Source organism: Microbacterium sp. NPDC055502, from assembly GCF_053643635.1.
Genome location: NZ_JBSHKJ010000001.1, coordinates 2,258,123 through 2,274,218, shown reverse-complemented (window position 1 = coordinate 2,274,218; position 16,096 = coordinate 2,258,123). Strand labels below are relative to the sequence as shown.

At 71.4% G+C, this 16,096-nt stretch carries 14 protein-coding genes; 9 read left to right on the top strand and 5 right to left on the bottom strand.

What is annotated here, in order from left to right; genetic code table 11:
* Positions 1-121: 121 nt before the first annotated feature.
* The 3 genes from ACWH95_RS11040 to ACWH95_RS11030 are packed head-to-tail and all read right to left on the bottom strand — an operon-like array spanning position 122 to position 3,825.
* Positions 122-1,102 carry an ABC transporter permease gene (locus tag ACWH95_RS11040; protein WP_454120647.1) on the bottom strand — a complete coding sequence of 327 codons (981 nt, stop codon included), beginning with the start codon at positions 1,100-1,102 and terminating at the stop codon, positions 122-124.
* The gene (locus ACWH95_RS11035; protein ID WP_136028553.1) at positions 1,095-2,090 is read right to left on the bottom strand and encodes an ABC transporter permease; all 996 of its coding nucleotides are present in this window, start codon (positions 2,088-2,090) and stop codon (positions 1,095-1,097) included. The genes ACWH95_RS11040 and ACWH95_RS11035 overlap by 8 nt, the downstream gene beginning before the upstream one ends.
* A 43-nt stretch (positions 2,091-2,133) precedes the next feature.
* Positions 2,134-3,825 carry an ABC transporter substrate-binding protein gene (locus tag ACWH95_RS11030; protein ID WP_136028552.1) on the bottom strand — a complete coding sequence of 564 codons (1,692 nt, stop codon included), beginning with the start codon at positions 3,823-3,825 and terminating at the stop codon, positions 2,134-2,136.
* 267 nt (positions 3,826-4,092) lie between these two features.
* Between ACWH95_RS11030 and ACWH95_RS11025 the strand changes: the two genes are divergently transcribed.
* The 7 genes from ACWH95_RS11025 to ACWH95_RS10995 are packed head-to-tail and all read left to right on the top strand — an operon-like array spanning position 4,093 to position 11,424.
* Positions 4,093-4,809: an NUDIX hydrolase gene (locus tag ACWH95_RS11025; RefSeq protein ID WP_136028551.1), complete on the top strand. Its 717-nt coding sequence runs from the start codon at positions 4,093-4,095 to the stop codon at positions 4,807-4,809.
* Positions 4,806-6,140, top strand: a complete 1,335-nt coding sequence (gene nadA / locus ACWH95_RS11020; protein WP_136028550.1) for a quinolinate synthase NadA — start codon at positions 4,806-4,808, stop codon at positions 6,138-6,140. Before ACWH95_RS11025 ends, nadA begins: the two co-directional genes overlap by 4 nt.
* Entirely contained in the window at positions 6,137-7,666 is a 1,530-nt protein-coding gene (nadB, locus tag ACWH95_RS11015; RefSeq protein ID WP_454120646.1) for an L-aspartate oxidase, read from the top strand. Before nadA ends, nadB begins: the two co-directional genes overlap by 4 nt.
* Positions 7,666-8,517, top strand: coding sequence for a carboxylating nicotinate-nucleotide diphosphorylase (gene nadC / locus ACWH95_RS11010; protein WP_454120645.1), 852 nt, complete (start codon positions 7,666-7,668; stop codon positions 8,515-8,517). Before nadB ends, nadC begins: the two co-directional genes overlap by 1 nt.
* A gap of 4 nt (positions 8,518-8,521) precedes the next feature.
* Positions 8,522-9,658 carry a cysteine desulfurase family protein gene (locus ACWH95_RS11005; RefSeq protein ID WP_247638563.1) on the top strand — a complete coding sequence of 379 codons (1,137 nt, stop codon included), beginning with the start codon at positions 8,522-8,524 and terminating at the stop codon, positions 9,656-9,658.
* A 22-nt stretch (positions 9,659-9,680) separates the two neighbouring features.
* Positions 9,681-10,625 carry a glycosyltransferase family 2 protein gene (locus tag ACWH95_RS11000; protein WP_308194353.1) on the top strand — a complete coding sequence of 315 codons (945 nt, stop codon included), beginning with the start codon at positions 9,681-9,683 and terminating at the stop codon, positions 10,623-10,625.
* 25 nt (positions 10,626-10,650) lie between these two features.
* A complete protein-coding gene (locus tag ACWH95_RS10995) occupies positions 10,651-11,424 on the top strand; it encodes an SDR family oxidoreductase (RefSeq protein ID WP_206251529.1) in 774 nt (257 codons plus the stop codon).
* A 16-nt stretch (positions 11,425-11,440) separates the two neighbouring features.
* Here the strand turns inward: ACWH95_RS10995 and ACWH95_RS10990 are convergent, their stop codons facing one another.
* On the bottom strand, positions 11,441-13,537 hold the full coding sequence (locus ACWH95_RS10990; protein ID WP_454120665.1) for an ABC transporter ATP-binding protein: 2,097 nt from the start codon (positions 13,535-13,537) through the stop codon (positions 11,441-11,443).
* A gap of 167 nt (positions 13,538-13,704) precedes the next feature.
* Here ACWH95_RS10990 and ACWH95_RS10985 point away from each other — a divergent pair, with 167 nt between their 5' ends.
* Entirely contained in the window at positions 13,705-15,180 is a 1,476-nt protein-coding gene (locus ACWH95_RS10985; RefSeq protein ID WP_136033517.1) for an MDR family MFS transporter, read from the top strand.
* 29 nt (positions 15,181-15,209) lie between these two features.
* Here ACWH95_RS10985 and ACWH95_RS10980 read toward each other — a convergent pair whose 3' ends face one another.
* On the bottom strand, positions 15,210-15,356 hold the full coding sequence (locus tag ACWH95_RS10980; RefSeq protein WP_168387113.1) for a hypothetical protein: 147 nt from the start codon (positions 15,354-15,356) through the stop codon (positions 15,210-15,212).
* A gap of 125 nt (positions 15,357-15,481) precedes the next feature.
* On the opposite strand from ACWH95_RS10980, the gene ACWH95_RS10975 reads away from it, so the two are divergent.
* On the top strand, positions 15,482-16,093 hold the full coding sequence (locus ACWH95_RS10975; protein WP_247638561.1) for a carboxymuconolactone decarboxylase family protein: 612 nt from the start codon (positions 15,482-15,484) through the stop codon (positions 16,091-16,093).
* Positions 16,094-16,096 lie beyond the last annotated feature (3 nt).

The window sequence follows — 16,096 nt, the reverse complement described above, 5'->3', positions numbered from 1 at the left end:
TCCCCCGCCAACCCCAGGATCTCGCCACGGTTCAGCGTCAGCGACACGTCGCGGACAGCCTTGACCGGCGGATCCACCTCATACTCGATCGACACGTTCCTCGCGGTCAGGACGGCGTCGCTCATGCGGAGACCCCCTTCGTCTTGGCGGCCTTGCGCACCCGGCGGGCCGCATCGGGCGCGTTGCGCAGCTTCGGGTTGATGACCTCGTCGATCGCGAAGTTGATGAGGGCGAGTCCGGCGCCGAGCACCGCGATCATGAGGCCCGGTGGCACGAACCACCACCACGCGCCACGCCCGAGAGCCTGCCCCGACTGCGCGTCGTTCAGGATCGACCCCCAGGTGATCGAGGAGTTCGGGCCGAGACCGAGGTACGAGAGCCCCGCCTCGCCGAGGATCGCGAAGATGATCGCGAACAGGAACTGGGCCGTCAGCAGCGGCAGCAGGTTCGGCATGATCTCGACCAGGATCACGCGGAACGATCGCTCCCCCGCCACCTTCGAGGCGTACACGTAGTCTCTCGTGCGCAGGGATCGGGTCTGCAGCCGGAGGACGTAGGCGGCACCTGCCCAAGCCGTGATGCCGAGCACGAAGGCGACCATCTGCCAGCTGCGCTGCGGGACGAACGAGGCGATCACCATCACGAGGGGAAGACCCGGGATCACGATCATCACGTTGGTGAGCAGCGCCAGCACATCCTCGCGCCAGCCGCCGAGGTACCCGGCCAGCACGCCGAAGATCAGGGAGAGCACGATCGCGATGCCGCCCGCGGTGACCCCCACCATCAGCGACCCCTGCGCTCCGATCGCCAGTTGCGCGAACATGTCGTTGCCCAGCTTGGTCGTGCCGAGCCAGTGCTCCGGCGAGGGCGGCTGAAGCGCCGGGTTGTCGGTGCTGCGGGGGTTCTGGGAGAAGATCGGCGCGATGATCGCGAACAGCACGATCGCGAGCACCAGGACGGCGCCGACGATGAACTTGGGCGATGTGCGGGGAAGGATGCGGCGCCGTGGGCGATCCTGCCGCTGGGTGGCCACGGCGAGCGTGCCCTGGGGGGCGACGGTGGGCGTCTCCTCGACGAGGAGCGGGTTCTTCGTGTCAGACATTCTGGCGAGCCCTCGGGTCGATGAAGCCATAGACGAGGTCCATGAGGAAGTTGGCGGCGAGCACGGTCACGGTGATCACCAGGAACAGGCCCTGCATGAGCGCGTAGTCGTTGGCAGTGACCGCCTGGAACATGAGCTTGCCGATGCCCGGATAGGTGAAGACCTGCTCCATCACGATGGCACCGGCGACGACGAAGCCGAGCGTGATCGAGAACCCGGCGATCGACGGGATCGCGGCGTTCCGGGCGGCATAGGCGGTGAGGATCCTCCGTGGACGCAGCCCCTTCGCCTCCGCGGTCAGGACGTAGTCCTCGGCGAGGGTGGACACCATCATGTTGCGCATCCCGAACATCCACCCGCCGACCGAGCTGATCACGATCGTGAGGGCGGGGAGCACCGCATGCGACAGGGCGTCCGTGAAGAAGGCCCACGTCGGCTCGGGGCCGTAAGGGAAGTCGAAGACGTCGTAGCCTCCGAAGATGGGGAACCAGCCGAGCCCGACGGCGAACACCGCGACCAGGATCAGAGCCAGCCAGAAGTACGGGATCGACTGGAGGACCGTGGTGGCGGGGATGACGTGGTCGACCCAGGTGCCGCGCTTCCACCCCGCCCACGCACCGAGGATGATGCCGAGCACGAAGGAGATCAGGGTCGACAGGCCCACCAGGATGAGCGTCCACGGCAGCGCCTCGGCGATGAGCTCGACGACCGGCTTCGGGAAGTCGGTGACCGAGGTGCCGAGATCGCCAGTGAAGATGCGACCCCAATAGTCGAGGTACTGCTCCCAGAGTGAGGAGTCGTCACCGCCGAGCAGCAGGCGGATGTTGCGGATCGTGGTCTCGGAGACCTCGCCGCCCGCCCGCTGCATCTTGGCGATCATGATGTCGGCCGGATTCCCCGGCATGAGCCGGGGAAGCAGGAAGTTGAGGGAGATCGCGGCCCACAGCGTGAATGCGTAGAACCCGATTCTTCGTGCATAGAACTTCATGTCACAGTGCTCCTGACTTCCCGCTTCCCCTGACTCCTCTCGCCTACTTCGCCGGCTTCAGCTGCGTCAGCACGTAGCCGGCCGCAATCGCACCCCAGGACGGCGGGAAGGCGTAGAGATCCTCCTCCGTCGGCCAGCCCGTGAAGTCCTTCGTGTTGTAGAAGGTCTGGGTGGCGTTGACGACCAGCGGGATGTACGGAAGGTCGCGGACGATCTCCGTCTGGATGGTGGCGTAGAGCGCCTTCCGCTCGGCCTCGTCGTTCGTTGCGATCGCCGTCTGCACGGCCTGGTCAACGACGGGGTTGTCGTAGCGGCTGAAGTTCCAGCGGGTGGGCGGGATCTCCGCGCCGACCGGTCCCGTGGAGCCGACCGCGGTACCACCGAACCAGTCACGGTAGATCTGGAACGGATCAGCGACCGAAGTGCCGATGACACCGCCGACGATGAGCTGGAATCCGCCGCCCTGACGCGCGTCGGAGAATTCCTGCCACTGCACGGTGGAGGGCGTGATCTTGATGCCTGCCTTCTCCGCCTGCTCCGCGATGAGCTTCGCGGCATCGTTATAATCGGTCCAGCCGTCGACCGAGATCAGGTTGAGCTCGATCGGCACGCCGCCCTTCTCGTAGATGCCCGAGGATCCCTTCGTGTAGCCGGCGGCCTCCAGGATCGAGCCGGCCTCGGCGGCGTCGGCCTCCTGCGGGCTTACCTCGTTCGCCGGGTCGGCGAGCCACTTCTCGTCGCGCGGCAGCAGCGTGTACGCGGGCGAGATGTCGCCGGTGAGCCCGACGAACGCCTTGTCCTTGATGGTGGCGCGGTCGATCGCGACGTTGAGCGCCTGGCGCACGGCGACGTCGGTCTGGGGACCGGTGCAGCCGAGCTCGGCGTTCGAGCACGTGTACAGCACCGTCGGGTCCTGCGGCGTGTTGATCCATTCGATCTTGCCGTTGCCGGTCACGTCGTCCGGGTTGGGGATGAACATGCCGGCCCAGTCGAGCTCGCCGGCGGCCAGCAGGTCCTGCGCGGTCTGGTTGTTGTCGACAGCGATGTACTGGACCTTCTTCACCCCGAGCTCGTCGGCGTCGCGGAAGTTCTCGTTGGCGACCAGCGTGTACGACTCGCTTGTCGTCTTGTCGACGACGTAGGCACCGGAGCCCACGGGGTCCTCGTTCGTGAAGTTCGCGAAGTCGTCGATCTCCGACCAGATGTGAGCGGGGAGCACGTAGGTCGAGCCCATGCGCTGGAACTCGGTGGTGTACTGCGGGATCGAGTAGGTGAGCACCACGGTCGTGTCGTCGGTGGCCTCGGCCGAGGTGAGGCCGTTGCCCTCGGGGTTGTTCGCCTCGTACATGAACGAGAAGACCACGTCATCGGCAGTGAGCGGCTCACCGTCGCTCCACTTGAGGTCGGGCTTGATCTTGACCGTGATCTGCGTGCCGTCCTCGTTGTACTCGAACGAGTCACCGATCAGGCCGACGGGCTCGGAGTCCTTCGTCTTGTTGTAGAAGAAGAGCGGCTCGTAGATCGGGCCGAGCGCGCCGTGGAGCACGGTCGGGGCGAACGGGTTGTAGTTCGCGGTGATCGGCGTCTGGCTGCCGGCCCAGACGCGGAGGGCGCGGTCGCCGTCGGCGTTGCCGCCTTCGCCTCCCCCGCCACCGCAGGCGGTGAGTCCCAGCGCGAGGACCGAGGCCCCCGCGACCGCCGTGAGCGCGATACCGCGCTTTCCCTTACGGATCATTCTTCATTTCCTCTCGGTGCTGCACTGCAGGAGGGATTCTCCGGATGGAGCCGAACCCCGGTCGGGGTTCACGGGAAACCCGGGAGGAGGAGACGGACGTCACCTCGAAGGGGTTTGTTAGGACAGTAACCTAACAAACCCCATCAGGCCGGACAAGCCCTATTCCCTCCCGCAGATAACGTTTCGGACTCGCTGGACCCACGGCGTCATGGAGTCGCCCTAAGGGTCGCTATGACACTAAGATCGTTCACGGAGGTTAAGGTGCCTATGACTCGAAGCCAGCCCATCCGCGTCGCCGTCTCGACCGTGATCCTGACGCTGCGGCGCACCGACGACGGCCGCGCCGTGCTCGCCCTCCCCCTCGTGCTCCGCACGCGCGAGCCGTTCGCGCAGCAGTGGGCGCTCCCCGGCGGCTGGCTCACCGCCGAGGAATCCCCGGTCGACGCCGCCGCCCGCACGCTCGCGGAGACCACGGGCCTCGCGCCCAGCTACCTCGAGCAGCTCTACGCGTTCGGCGCCGTCGACCGCTCCCCCACGCGCGTCGTCTCGATCGTGTACTGGGCGCTGCTGCGACAGGACGACGTCGAAGCCCAGATCGCCGCCCACCGCGCCAGCGGACGCGCGCCGGAGAACGTGCAGTGGTTCGAGGTCGACGAGCTCCCCGCACTGGCGTTCGACCACGCCAAGATCATCGAGTACGCCCTGTGGCGCCTGCGCAACAAGGTCGGCTACAGCCGCGTCGCACAGGGCTTCCTGCCCGAGGAGTTCACGCTCGCCGAGCTCCGCGAGGCGTACGAGTCGATCCTCGGCCGCCAGCTCGACCCCGCGAACTTCCGCCGTCAGGTGGAGGCCGCCGGCAACCTCCTGCCCACCGACCGGTTCCGCACCGGAAGCCACCGTCCCGCCCGTCTGTACCGCGACAACACCGATGTCGAGCTGGCCGACCGCGGCCCCCTCGGCCCCGAAGAAACGAGCACCCGATGAGCATCACCGCCGTCCCGACTCCCGCCGTCCTGCCCGTGGACGCCTCGGTCGACCACGCGATCCAGGCGATCGTCACCGGCGCGTCGACCGAGGCCACCTGCACCACCGACCTCGCGGCCGGCCCCTGGGACTTCGACATCCGCCCGGGCTACGGCCCGGGGTCGTCCATGGGCGATGTGATCCCCACCGGCGCTCCCCGCCAGGGCGAACTGCCCGCCGAATACCGCGAGGCACCGGAGGCCGAGCTCCACGACCGCATCCGTGCCGCCAAGGCGACCCTGGGCGACCGCGTGGTGATCCTCGGGCACTTTTACCAGCGCGAAGAGGTCGTCACGCACGCCGACTACGTGGGCGACTCCTTCCAGCTCGCCACGGCCGCCAAGGGCCGGACCGACGCGGAGGCGATCGTATTCTGCGGTGTGCACTTCATGGCCGAGACCGCCGACCTCCTGTCGCGCCCCGAGCAGTCCGTCATCCTGCCGAACCTCGCCGCCGGATGCTCGATGGCGGACATGGCCGACATCGACCAGGTCGAGGAGTGCTGGGAGCAGCTCGCCGACGTGCTGGGTGACCTCGACACGCCGGACGCGGACGGCCGCGTGCCCGTGATCCCCGTCACCTACATGAACTCGTCCGCCGCGATCAAGGGCTTCGTCGGGCGACACGGCGGCATCGTCTGCACCTCCTCCAACGCGCACACCGTGCTCGAATGGGCGTTCGCGCGCGGACAGCGCGTGCTGTTCTTCCCCGACCAGCACCTCGGCCGCAACACCGCCAAGGCCATGGGCGTGCCGCTGGAGCGCATGCCGCTGTGGAACCCGCGGCGAGCGCTGGGCGGCTCCACGCCCGACGAGCTCAGCGACGCGCGCGTCATCCTGTGGCACGGCTTCTGCTCCGTGCACCGCCGCTTCACGGTCGCGCAGATCGACCAGGCCCGCGCCGAGCACCCCGGCGTGCGCGTGATCGTCCACCCGGAGTGTCCGATGGAGGTGGTGGACGCCGCCGACGAGGCCGGATCGACCGAGTACATCCGCCGCGCGATCGACGAGGCCACCACGCCGACGACGTTCGCGATCGGCACCGAGATCAACCTCGTGCGCCGCCTCGCCGCGCAGTACCCGCAGCACCGGATCTTCTGCCTCGACCCCGTGGTGTGCCCCTGCTCGACCATGTACCGCATCCACCCCGGCTACCTCGCCTGGACGCTGGAGGAGCTGGTCGCGGGACGCACGCCCAACCGGATCACGGTGGCCCAGGACGTCGCGGAACCGGCCAGGGTCGCCCTCGAGCGCATGCTCGCCGCCAAGCCCCCAGCAGCCGGCACGCGATGAACGTCGTCGTCGTCGGAGCGGGCATCGCGGGCATGACCGCGGCCCTGCACGCGCACGAGGCGGGCCACACCGTGACGCTCGTGACGAAGGGCGAGGTCGGCGAGGGCTGCACACCGCTCGCGCAGGGCGGGATCGCGGGCGGCTACGGGCCGGACGACTCCCCGGCCGCGCACGCGGACGACACCCTCACCGCCGGAGCCGGACTCGGCGACCGCCCCGCCGTCGAGACGCTCGTGGCCGCGAGCTCCGCCCGCATCGCGGAGCTCATCGCCCGGGGCGTCGCGTTCGACCGCGCCGCCGACGGCAGCCTCCAGCGCGGGAGGGAGGCGGCGCACAGCCACGCGCGCATCCTCCACGCGGGCGGAGACGCCACGGGTGCCGCCATCGCGACCGCCCTCACCGCGGCCGTGCGCCGGGCGGGAATGGCCCTGGTCGAACGGGCGATGCTCACCGGGCTCACCGTGGCGGACGGCACCGTGCGCGGCGTGGAGCTGCTCCACGACGGCCACCCCACCGTGCGGACCGCCGACGCCGTGATCCTCGCGACCGGGGGCGACGGACAGCTGTACGCCCACACCACAAACCCCGCCGGGGTCACGGGCGACGGGATCGCCGTGGCCCTGGCCGCGGGGGCCGCGGTCGCCGACCTGGAGTTCGTGCAGTTCCACCCCACCGTGCTCGCGAGCGGCCCGGCGTTCCTCATCTCGGAGGCCGTGCGCGGCGAAGGGGCGGTGCTGCTCGACGCCGACGGACGGCGGTTCGTCTTCGACAGCCACCCCGACGGCGAGCTGGCGCCGCGCGACGTGGTCGCGCGGGCGATCGCCGCACAGGCCGCGCGACAGGACGTGCCGGTGCGCCTCGACGCCACGATGCTCGGAGCTGCGACCCTCGCGCGCCGCTTCCCCACGATCGACCGCGTGACCCGCGAGCGGGGCTTCGACTGGTCTCGCGAGCCGCTCCCGGTGACCCCGGCCGCGCACTACCTGATGGGCGGCGTCGTGACCGACCTCGACGGACGCACCACGATCCGCGGGCTCTACGCGGTGGGCGAGGTGGCCCGTACCGGGGTGCACGGCGCGAACCGCCTCGCGTCGAACTCCCTCCTGGAGGGTGCGGTGTTCGGCGCACGGGCGGCTACGGCCCTCGCCGGTCCCTGGCCCGCCGGTGTCCACCCCGGCCCCACGACGCCGCGGGCGACCGCGACACCCGCCCCGGAGCCGACGGCGACCACCGGCACCCCGCCGTTCGCGCGCCGCGCCCTGCAGCAGCTGATGTGGGACGAGGTCGGACTCCACCGCACAGCGCGGGGACTCGAGCGCGCCCTCGGCACCATCCGCGGCTGGATCATCGCGCAGCAGCCGCCGCAGAGCGCGCGCGACCACGAGGACGCCCACCTGCTGCACGTCGCGGAGGCCACGGCCGCCGCTGCCCTGGCGCGCCGCATCTCGGTCGGCGCCCACCACCGCGCGGACGCGGAGCCCGCCGCCCCCGCCACCGCCCGTCCCCCGATCCTGGAGACCGTCTGATGCTCACCCGTGCCACCCTCACCCGCGTGGTCGGCGCCGCCCTGGAGGAGGACGCCCCGTGGGGCGACCTGACCAGTGCGACGCTGCTGCCCGCCGACGCCACCGCGACCGCCGACCTCGTCGCCCGCGAGCCCGGGGTGTTCAGCGGCGGAGAGGTGTTCGCCGCCGCCTTCACCCTCACCGACCCGGAGGTCACCGTGGACCTGCACGTGGGCGAGGGCGACGCGTTCGCTGCGGGTGACGTGCTCGCGACCGTGACCGGAGCCGCCCGCAGCCTGCTGACCGCCGAGCGGGTGGCGCTGAACTTCACGCAGCGCATGTCGGGCATCGCGACCCTCACCGCCGCGTACGTCGCGGCGGTCGAGGGCACGCGCGCCCGCATCGCCGACACCAGGAAGACCACCCCGGGGCTCCGGGCGTTCGAGCGCCACGCCGTCGCCTGCGGGGGTGGCCGCAACCACCGCTTCTCCCTGTCCGACGCGGTCATGGCGAAGGACAACCACCTCGCGATGCTGCAGCGCACCGGTCTCGACCTGGCGTCGGCGCTGCGCGAGGCCGTGGCGCGACTGCCGCACACCGCGCACGTCGTGGTCGAGGTCGACCGGCTCGACCAGATCCCCGCGGTGCTCGACGGCGGCGCGCACACGGTGCTGCTGGACAACTTCACCCCGGACGAGCTGCGCGCCGGTGTCGCGCTGATCGACGGTCGCGCGACCGCGGAGGCTTCGGGCGGCGTCGACCTCGACACCGTGTCCGCGATCGCCCGCACGGGAGTGGACATCATCTCCGTCGGGGCGCTCACCCACTCGGCCCGCGCGCTCGATCTCGGCCTGGATCTGCGGATCGACTGACGCCGTGCTGTACCTCGACCACGCCGCCACCTCCCCCGTCCGCCCGGAGGTGCTGGCCGCGATGCAGCCGTACCTCACGACGGTGTACGGCAACCCCGCCAGCCACCACACCGCGGGAGAGGCGGCGGCGGAGGCCCTCGAGGACGCCAGGGCCAGGGTCGCGCACGTGCTCGGGATGCGCCGCGGCGACGTCGTGTTCACCAGCGGCGGCACCGAGGCGAACAACCTCGCGGTGAAGGGACTGGTGCTCGGCGCGCTGAGCTCGGGGCGCCGGCACGTCGTGGTGTCGCCGATCGAGCACGAGTCGATCCTGGAGTCGGCCGCGTTCCTCGCGCGGTTCCACGACGTGGAGGTGACGGCGCTCGACGTGGGGCCGGACGGCCGCGTCACCACCGAGGCCCTCGCCGCCGCGCTCCGCGATGACACGGCACTGGTCGCGCTGGGGCACGCGAACAACGAGATCGGCACGGTGCAGGACGTCGAGGCCCTTGCCGCGGTCGCCCGTGCGCGGGGAGTGCCGCTGCACCTCGACGCCGTGCAGTCGGCGGGCTGGCTGCCGCTGCGCGACCTCGGCGCCGACGCGGTGTCGATCGCCGGGCACAAGCTGGGCGCCCCCAAGGGCACGGGCGCGCTCGCGGTGCGTGGCCGCCTGCCCCTGGAGCCGCTGCTGCACGGCGGCGGACAGGAGCGCGGGCGCCGCTCGGGCACCGCCGACGTCGCGGGCGCCGTGGGCCTGGCGACCGCGCTCGACCTCGCCGAACGGGAACGCGAGGTCGCGGGGGCGCGGATCGGCGCCGCGACCGGACGCTTCATCGCCGAGCTGCTGAGGCGGGTGCCGGAGGCGGCGCTCACGGGTGACCCCGTGCGCCGTCTGCCCGCCACGGCCAGCTTCACGATCGCGGGGGTGAGCGGCGAGGCGGTGCTGCTGGAGCTGGAGCGGCGCGGCGTCATCTCGTCCAGCGGCTCCGCGTGCGCGGCGGGCAGCGACGAGCCGTCGCACGTGCTGCTCGCGTGCGGCCTCGACCCCGCGGTCGCCCAGACCTCGGTGCGCTTCACGTTCGGGCGCGCCCCCCTCCCGGACGACGCGCCGGAGCGCCTCGCCGCCCTCGTCGCCGCCTCCGTGGACGCCGTCCGGGGGTGAGCTGCGGCTCTAGACTCGGCTGGTGACCGACGCCCCGCTCGTGACCCTGGTCGTGCCAGGACGCGACATCGCCGCCTTCGCCCGCGCCGCGCTCGACTCGCTGCGCGCGCAGACCGAGCGACGCTGGCGTGCCATCCTCATCGACGACGGCTCGACCGACGACACGGGCGCGATCTTCGACGCCGCCGCGGCCGCGGATCCGCGGTTCACGTCGATGCGTCACGCCGCCTCCCGCGGCCTCGGTGCCGCGCGCAACGTGGGCCTCTCGCTCGTGGACACCCCGTACACCGGGTTCCTCGACGCCGACGACGAACTGCGCCCCACGGCGCTCGCCCGGCTGCTCGGCACGCTCGAGGAGACCGGGAGCGACCTCGCCGCCGGCGCGTACGTGCGGTCGCGGTGGCAGGGCGACCGCTACGTCGCGGGGCGCGTGCAGCCGTGGGTCGCCGCCGCCACCGCCCCCGAGCGACGCGGCACCACGCTTGCCGAGCACCCCGCGGCCGCGTCGAACATCGTCGCGTGGTCGAAGGTGAGCAGGACCCCGCTGTGGACCGACCTCCGCTTCCCCGAGGGCGTCGCCTACGAGGACCAGGTCGTCGCGCAGACCCTGTACACCCGCGCCGGGGCGTTCGACGTCATCCCCGACGTCGTCGTCGAGTGGCGGGTCAGGGCCGACGGCACGTCGATCACGCAGAGCAAGGCCCAGCTCCCCGTGCTCCGCGACTACCTCACGGCCCTCCGCGGCGGGATCGCGGTGCTGCACGCCGCCGGGGAGCACGCCGCCGTCACCGCCCGCCTCGACCTCATCCTGGCGATGGACGTCCCTCCCCTGCTCGACATCGCCCGTACGCACCCCGACCCGGCGTACGACGCCGAGGTGCAGGCGTTCCTGGCCGAGCTGCGGGCGCTGCCGGAGTTCGCCGACGCCGCTCCCGATCCCGCGCTCGCCGACGCCCTGAACTGGTGAGCCCGACCCCCGAAAGGCCGCCCGCATGAACGCCTACCTCGACTCGCTGTTCTCGCTCGACGGTCGCACGGCCGTGGTGACCGGCGGCAGCTCCGGCATCGGCCGCGGCATCGCCACCGCACTCGCCCGCGCGGGCGCCGCGACCGTGATCGTCGCCCGTGGCGAGGAGCGCATCCGCGAAACCGTCGAGGAGCTGCGCGGTCACGGCGCCCGCGCGGCCGGGGTCGTCGGCGACCTGGGCACGCGCGACGGCATCCACGCCGCGGCCGCCGCGGCCGCGGAGCCGTTCGGCGAGCCGGACATCCTGGTGAACTCGGCGGGCATCAACCTCCGGCCGCCCTACGCCGAGATCACGCAGGACGACTGGGACGCGACCATGACGGTCAACGCGCTGGCGCCGTTCCTGCTCGGCCAGCGGTACGCGAGGGGCATGGCGTCCCGCGGCTACGGACGGCTCATCCACATCAGCTCGCAGCAGGCGCACCGGGCTTTCGTGGGCAGCGGCGTGTACGGCGCGTCGAAGGGCACGGTCGAGTCGCTCATGCGCTCCGAAGCCGAGGCCTGGGGCGGCACCGGGGTCACGAGCAACACCCTGGTGCCCGGGTTCGTGCTCACCCCGCTGAACGCCCGGCTGCAGCAGGACCCCGACACCATCGCGGCCCTCGCCGCGCGCACCATGATCGGACGCAACGGACTGCCCAGCGACTTCGCGGGCGCCGCGGTGTTCCTCGCCGGTGCGGGCTCGGCCTACGTCACCGGGCACTCGCTGTTCGTCGACGGCGGCCTGTCCGTGCACTGACGCCGCCGCCTGGCGCTCAGGCCTCGGGGAGGGCGGACTCGTCGGGGGCGGGCGTCGTGACCCCGGTGGCCGCCGCCGGTGCGGACGGCGTGATCAGCGGAGCCGCGGTCGCGAGTGTGGTGACGGCGTCCGCCGCAGCCGCGTCGTCCGGTGCGCGGTCGGCACGGCGGGCGTCGAGCGCCGCCCGCACGCCCCCGGTCGCGGGCTCCCCCGCGTCGTCTTCCTCGATCTCCGCCTCGACGGTGAGCACGCGCGAGGCCGCCACCTGCTGCGCCGCGAGCTCGGCGTAGAGCCCGCCCTGCGCCAGCAGCTCGGCGTGCGTACCGGACTCGACGATGCGGCCGGCATCGATCACGTGGATCACGTCGGCGCCCATGACGGTGGACAGCCGGTGTGCGATCGAGAGGGTCGTGCGTCCCTTCGCCGCCTCGTCCAGCGCCTCCTGCACGACGCGTTCCGATACGGTGTCGAGCGCCGAGGTCGCCTCGTCGAGCAGCAGCACCGGCGGGTCCTTGAGCAGGACGCGCGCGATCGCGATCCGCTGCTTCTCCCCGCCGGACAACCGGTAGCCGCGTTCGCCGACCACGGTGTCGTAGCCCTTCTCGAACCCGCTGATGATGTGGTGGATGTTGGCCGCGGTGCAGGCGGCGATCAGCTCCTGCTCGGTCGCGTCCGGCTTGGCGTACAGGAGGTTCTCGCGGATGGTCGCATGGAAGAGGTAGGTCTCCTGCGACACGATGCCCACGTCGTCGATGATCGACTCCTGCCGCAGCGTGCGCACGTCGGCGCCGGCGAACAGGACGGTGCCCTCCGTGGCTTCGTACAGGCGCGGTGCGAGGTAGATGATCGTGGTCTTGCCCGCCCCGGACGGCCCGACGAACGCCACGTGCTGCCCCGGCTCCGCCACGAACGACACGCCGTGCAGCGTGGGTCGGGCGTCGGGCGCGGCATCCGGGTAGCGGAACACCACGTCGTCGAACTCCACGCGCCCGCGCGGCCCCGGCGCCCGGTCGACCGTGATCGCGTCCGGCGCGTCGGTGATCTCCGGCACCAGGTCGAGGTACTCGAAGATGCGCGCGAACAGGGCGGACGACGTCTGCAGGTCGAGCGAGACGCGCATGAGCCCCATCAGCGGCATGAGCAGCCGGGCCTGCACGGTCGTGAACGCCACGATGGTGCCGGCGGTGATGGCACCGGTGCCGCCCGCGATGAAGAACCCGGACACGAGATAGATGACGGCGGGGACGCTGGCCATGATCACCTGCACGACCGCGAAGAAGCCCTGACCGCTCATCGCGCGGCGCACCTGGAGGGCCACCTGGTTGCGGTTCTCCGCCTGGTAGCGCTCCGACTCGGTGCGCTGCCGGTTGAACGCCTTGGAGAGCAGCATGCCCGACACGCTCAGCGTCTCCTGCGTGATCGACGTGAGCTCCGACAGCGACTCCTGCGTCTCCCCCGCGATGCGCGCCCGCACCTGGCCGACGCGGCGCTGGACGAGCACGAGGAACGGCATCAGCACGACCGCGATCAGGGTGAGGCGCCAGTCGATCAGGATCATCGCGACGAGCGAGGCGATCACGGTGACGGCATTGCCGAGGATGCTCGTGACGGTGTTGGTGAGCACGCCGGACACCCCGCCGACGTCGTTCTGCAGGCGCGACTGGATGACCCCGGTCTTGGTACGGGTGAAGAACCCGAGCTCCATCGCCTGCAGATGCTCGAACAGGCGCACCCGCAGGTCGCCCGTGACGCTGTTGCCGACGGTCGCGGTGAGCCACGTCTGCACGACGCCGAGTCCGGCCGAGAGCAGGAACAGGGCGACCATCGCGCCCACGAGCCAGGCCAGCAGCTGCAGGTGAGGGCCCCCGCCGTCGACCGGGAAGAGTGCGTCGTCGAAGATGCGCTGCACCAGCAGCGGCGGGATGACCGCGATGCCCGCTCCCACGACCACCAGCACGCCCGTCACGAGGATGCGCCACCGGTAGGCGCTGAACAGCGCGACCACGCGGCTGCCCAGGCCCTCGATGCGGGGAGCCTCGGCGTTCTGGCGGCGCTGGGCCTCCTCGTCGACCCCGCGGAACCCGGCCCGTGGCCCGCCGCCCATACCGCCCATGCTCATGGCGCAAGCGTACCCACGGGCGCCGACGTCGCCGCCCGCGGATCTCCGCCCTGAGCGGATATCACAGGGATCGGAATGAAATGTCCGCGGCACCCGTTACGCTGAGTGACTCCTGCGAACTCTCGCGCCTTCCTTCCCCCTCGATGCCCTGGAGGCCGCCCATGTCTGCCGTCGATACCGGCTCCATCTCGACGCCTCCCGCACAGGGCGGTGAGATCCCCCGCCGCGACATGCGCGTGATCTGGCTCCTGCTCGTCGCGGCCTTCGTCGCCATCCTCAACGAGACCACGATGGGGATCGCGATCCCGCACCTCAACACCGACCTGGGCATCCCGCCCGAGCTCGGGCAGTGGCTCACGAGCGCCTTCATGCTCACCATGGCGGTCGTCATCCCGACGACCGGCTTCATCCTGCAGCGCTTCACGACCCGTCAGGTCTTCATCGCCGCGATGACGGCCTTCTCGCTGGGCACCCTGGTCGCGCTGGTCGCGCCCGGCTTCTCGGTGCTGCTGGTCGGCCGGGTGATCCAGGCCGCGGGCACCGGCATCATGATGCCGCTGCTGATGACGACGATCATGAACGTCGTGCCGCCGCAGTCGCGCGGCCGCATGATGGGCCGGGTCGGCCTCGTGATCTCGCTCGCCCCCGCCATCGGCCCGACGCTCGCCGGCGCCGTGCTCGATGCGTTCAACTGGCGGGCGCTGTTCGCGATCGTGCTGCCCATCGCCCTCGTGTCGCTGGGCATGGGCGTGAAGTGGATGACGAACCTGGGCGAGACCCGCAAGGCTCCGCTCGACGTGCTGTCGATCCCGCTCGCGGCGCTCGGCTTCGGCGGCATCGTGTTCGGACTCAGCCAGTTCGGCGGCGAGGGCGGCTCCGGCGGCACGGCGGGTGTGATCGCGCTGTCGGTCGGCGCCGTGTCGCTCGCGCTGTTCGTGTGGCGTCAGCTGGTGCTGCAGCGCGTGGACGACGCGCTGCTCGACCTCCGGGTGTTCCGCGTCGGCAACTTCTCGCTCGCGGTGATCATCATGACCATCCTGGCGCTGTCGATGTTCGGCACGCTCACGCTGCTCCCGCAGTACCTGCAGAACGTGGCGGGTCTCACGGCGCTGGAGTCGGGGCTGATCCTGCTCCCGGGTTCCGTCCTGATGGGCCTGCTCGGTCCGGTCATGGGCCGCGTGTACGACGCGAAGGGCACGCGCCCGCTGCTCATCCCCGGCACCGTCCTGGTCTCGGCGGCACTGTTCTTCTACTCCACCGTGGGCGAGCACACCGTGTGGTGGCTGCTCATCATCGTGCAGGCGGCCATGTCGGTCGGACTCGCGATGTCGTTCACCCCGCTGTTCTCCTCGTCGCTGGGCTCGCTGCACCGGTCGCTGTACTCGCACGGCTCGGCCGTCCTCAACACGCTGCAGCAGGTGGGCGGTGCCGCCGGAGTCGCGCTGCTCACGGTCACGTACTCGGCGATCCTGCACGCGGGAGAAGACGAGGGTCTGTCGCGGGCGGTCGCGGGGGCACCCGGTGCACGCATGGCGTTCCTCATCGCGGCGATCATCTCGCTCGCGGCGGTGGCGCTCAGCCCGTTCGTGCGCAAGCCCGCCGACGATGCCGGTGAGGCCGGCCACGGGGGCCACTGACACCGCTCGGGTGTGACGGCGTCTGTCGCCTACCGCGTCGACGGCGCGGGGAGGTGGCAGACGCCGTTGCTGCAGAAGCCGACGGCATCCCCGTCGAGCACCTCGAGCGCGGCGGGGAGCGGCTGCAGCACGGGCGCGGTCTCCTGCTCGGCGTTGCGCGGCGTCTTCTCGGTCATCCTTCGATGGTACGCCCGCCGGAGAGGGACGGCTCCGCGGCCCTACCCGCGGTGCGCAGTCGGGCGTATCCTTCCGGGTGATGCGGGTCAACGCCCCTCCGGCGGGCCCGGACGAGGGAGTCGACATGATCATCCGCACCCCGATGGCGGCCACCGCCGAAGGTCCCGTCGCCGCCATGTACGACAGCGACATCGCCGAGGACGGCTTCGTCTTCGCCCACACCCAGGCGATGGCCGTGAACCCGGAGGCCTACGCGGCCTTCGAGGCCCTCGTCCACGCGGTGGTGCCGTCGATCGGCGTCCGCGTGTACGAGGCGGCCACGCTCGGCGCCGCCCGCGCGATCGGGTCGCCGCACTGCCTCCTGGCGCACGGACGCCGCGCGGTGCGCATCGGCCAGGTCGACGAGACCGGGCTCGCCGCGTTCGGCGAGGGCGACGACAGCGCCTTCGACCCGGCGGAGCAGGCGGTGATCCGGTACGCCGAGCGGCTCTCCCGCGAGCCGGAGGCCATGACCGACGCCGACTCGCAGCGCCTGCGCGACGCGGGGTTCTCCGACCGGCAGATCGTCGACATCACCCTCGCCGCGGCGGCGCGCAACTACTTCAGCCGGGCGCTGCAGGCCCTCGCTGTGCCGGTGGATCCGATGCCGGGGTTGAGCGTCGCGGTCACCGAAGCCCTGACCGGTGGCACCGCGGCGAGGCGGACCGATGGCTCTGCACCGCCAGCCGATCGATAGGCC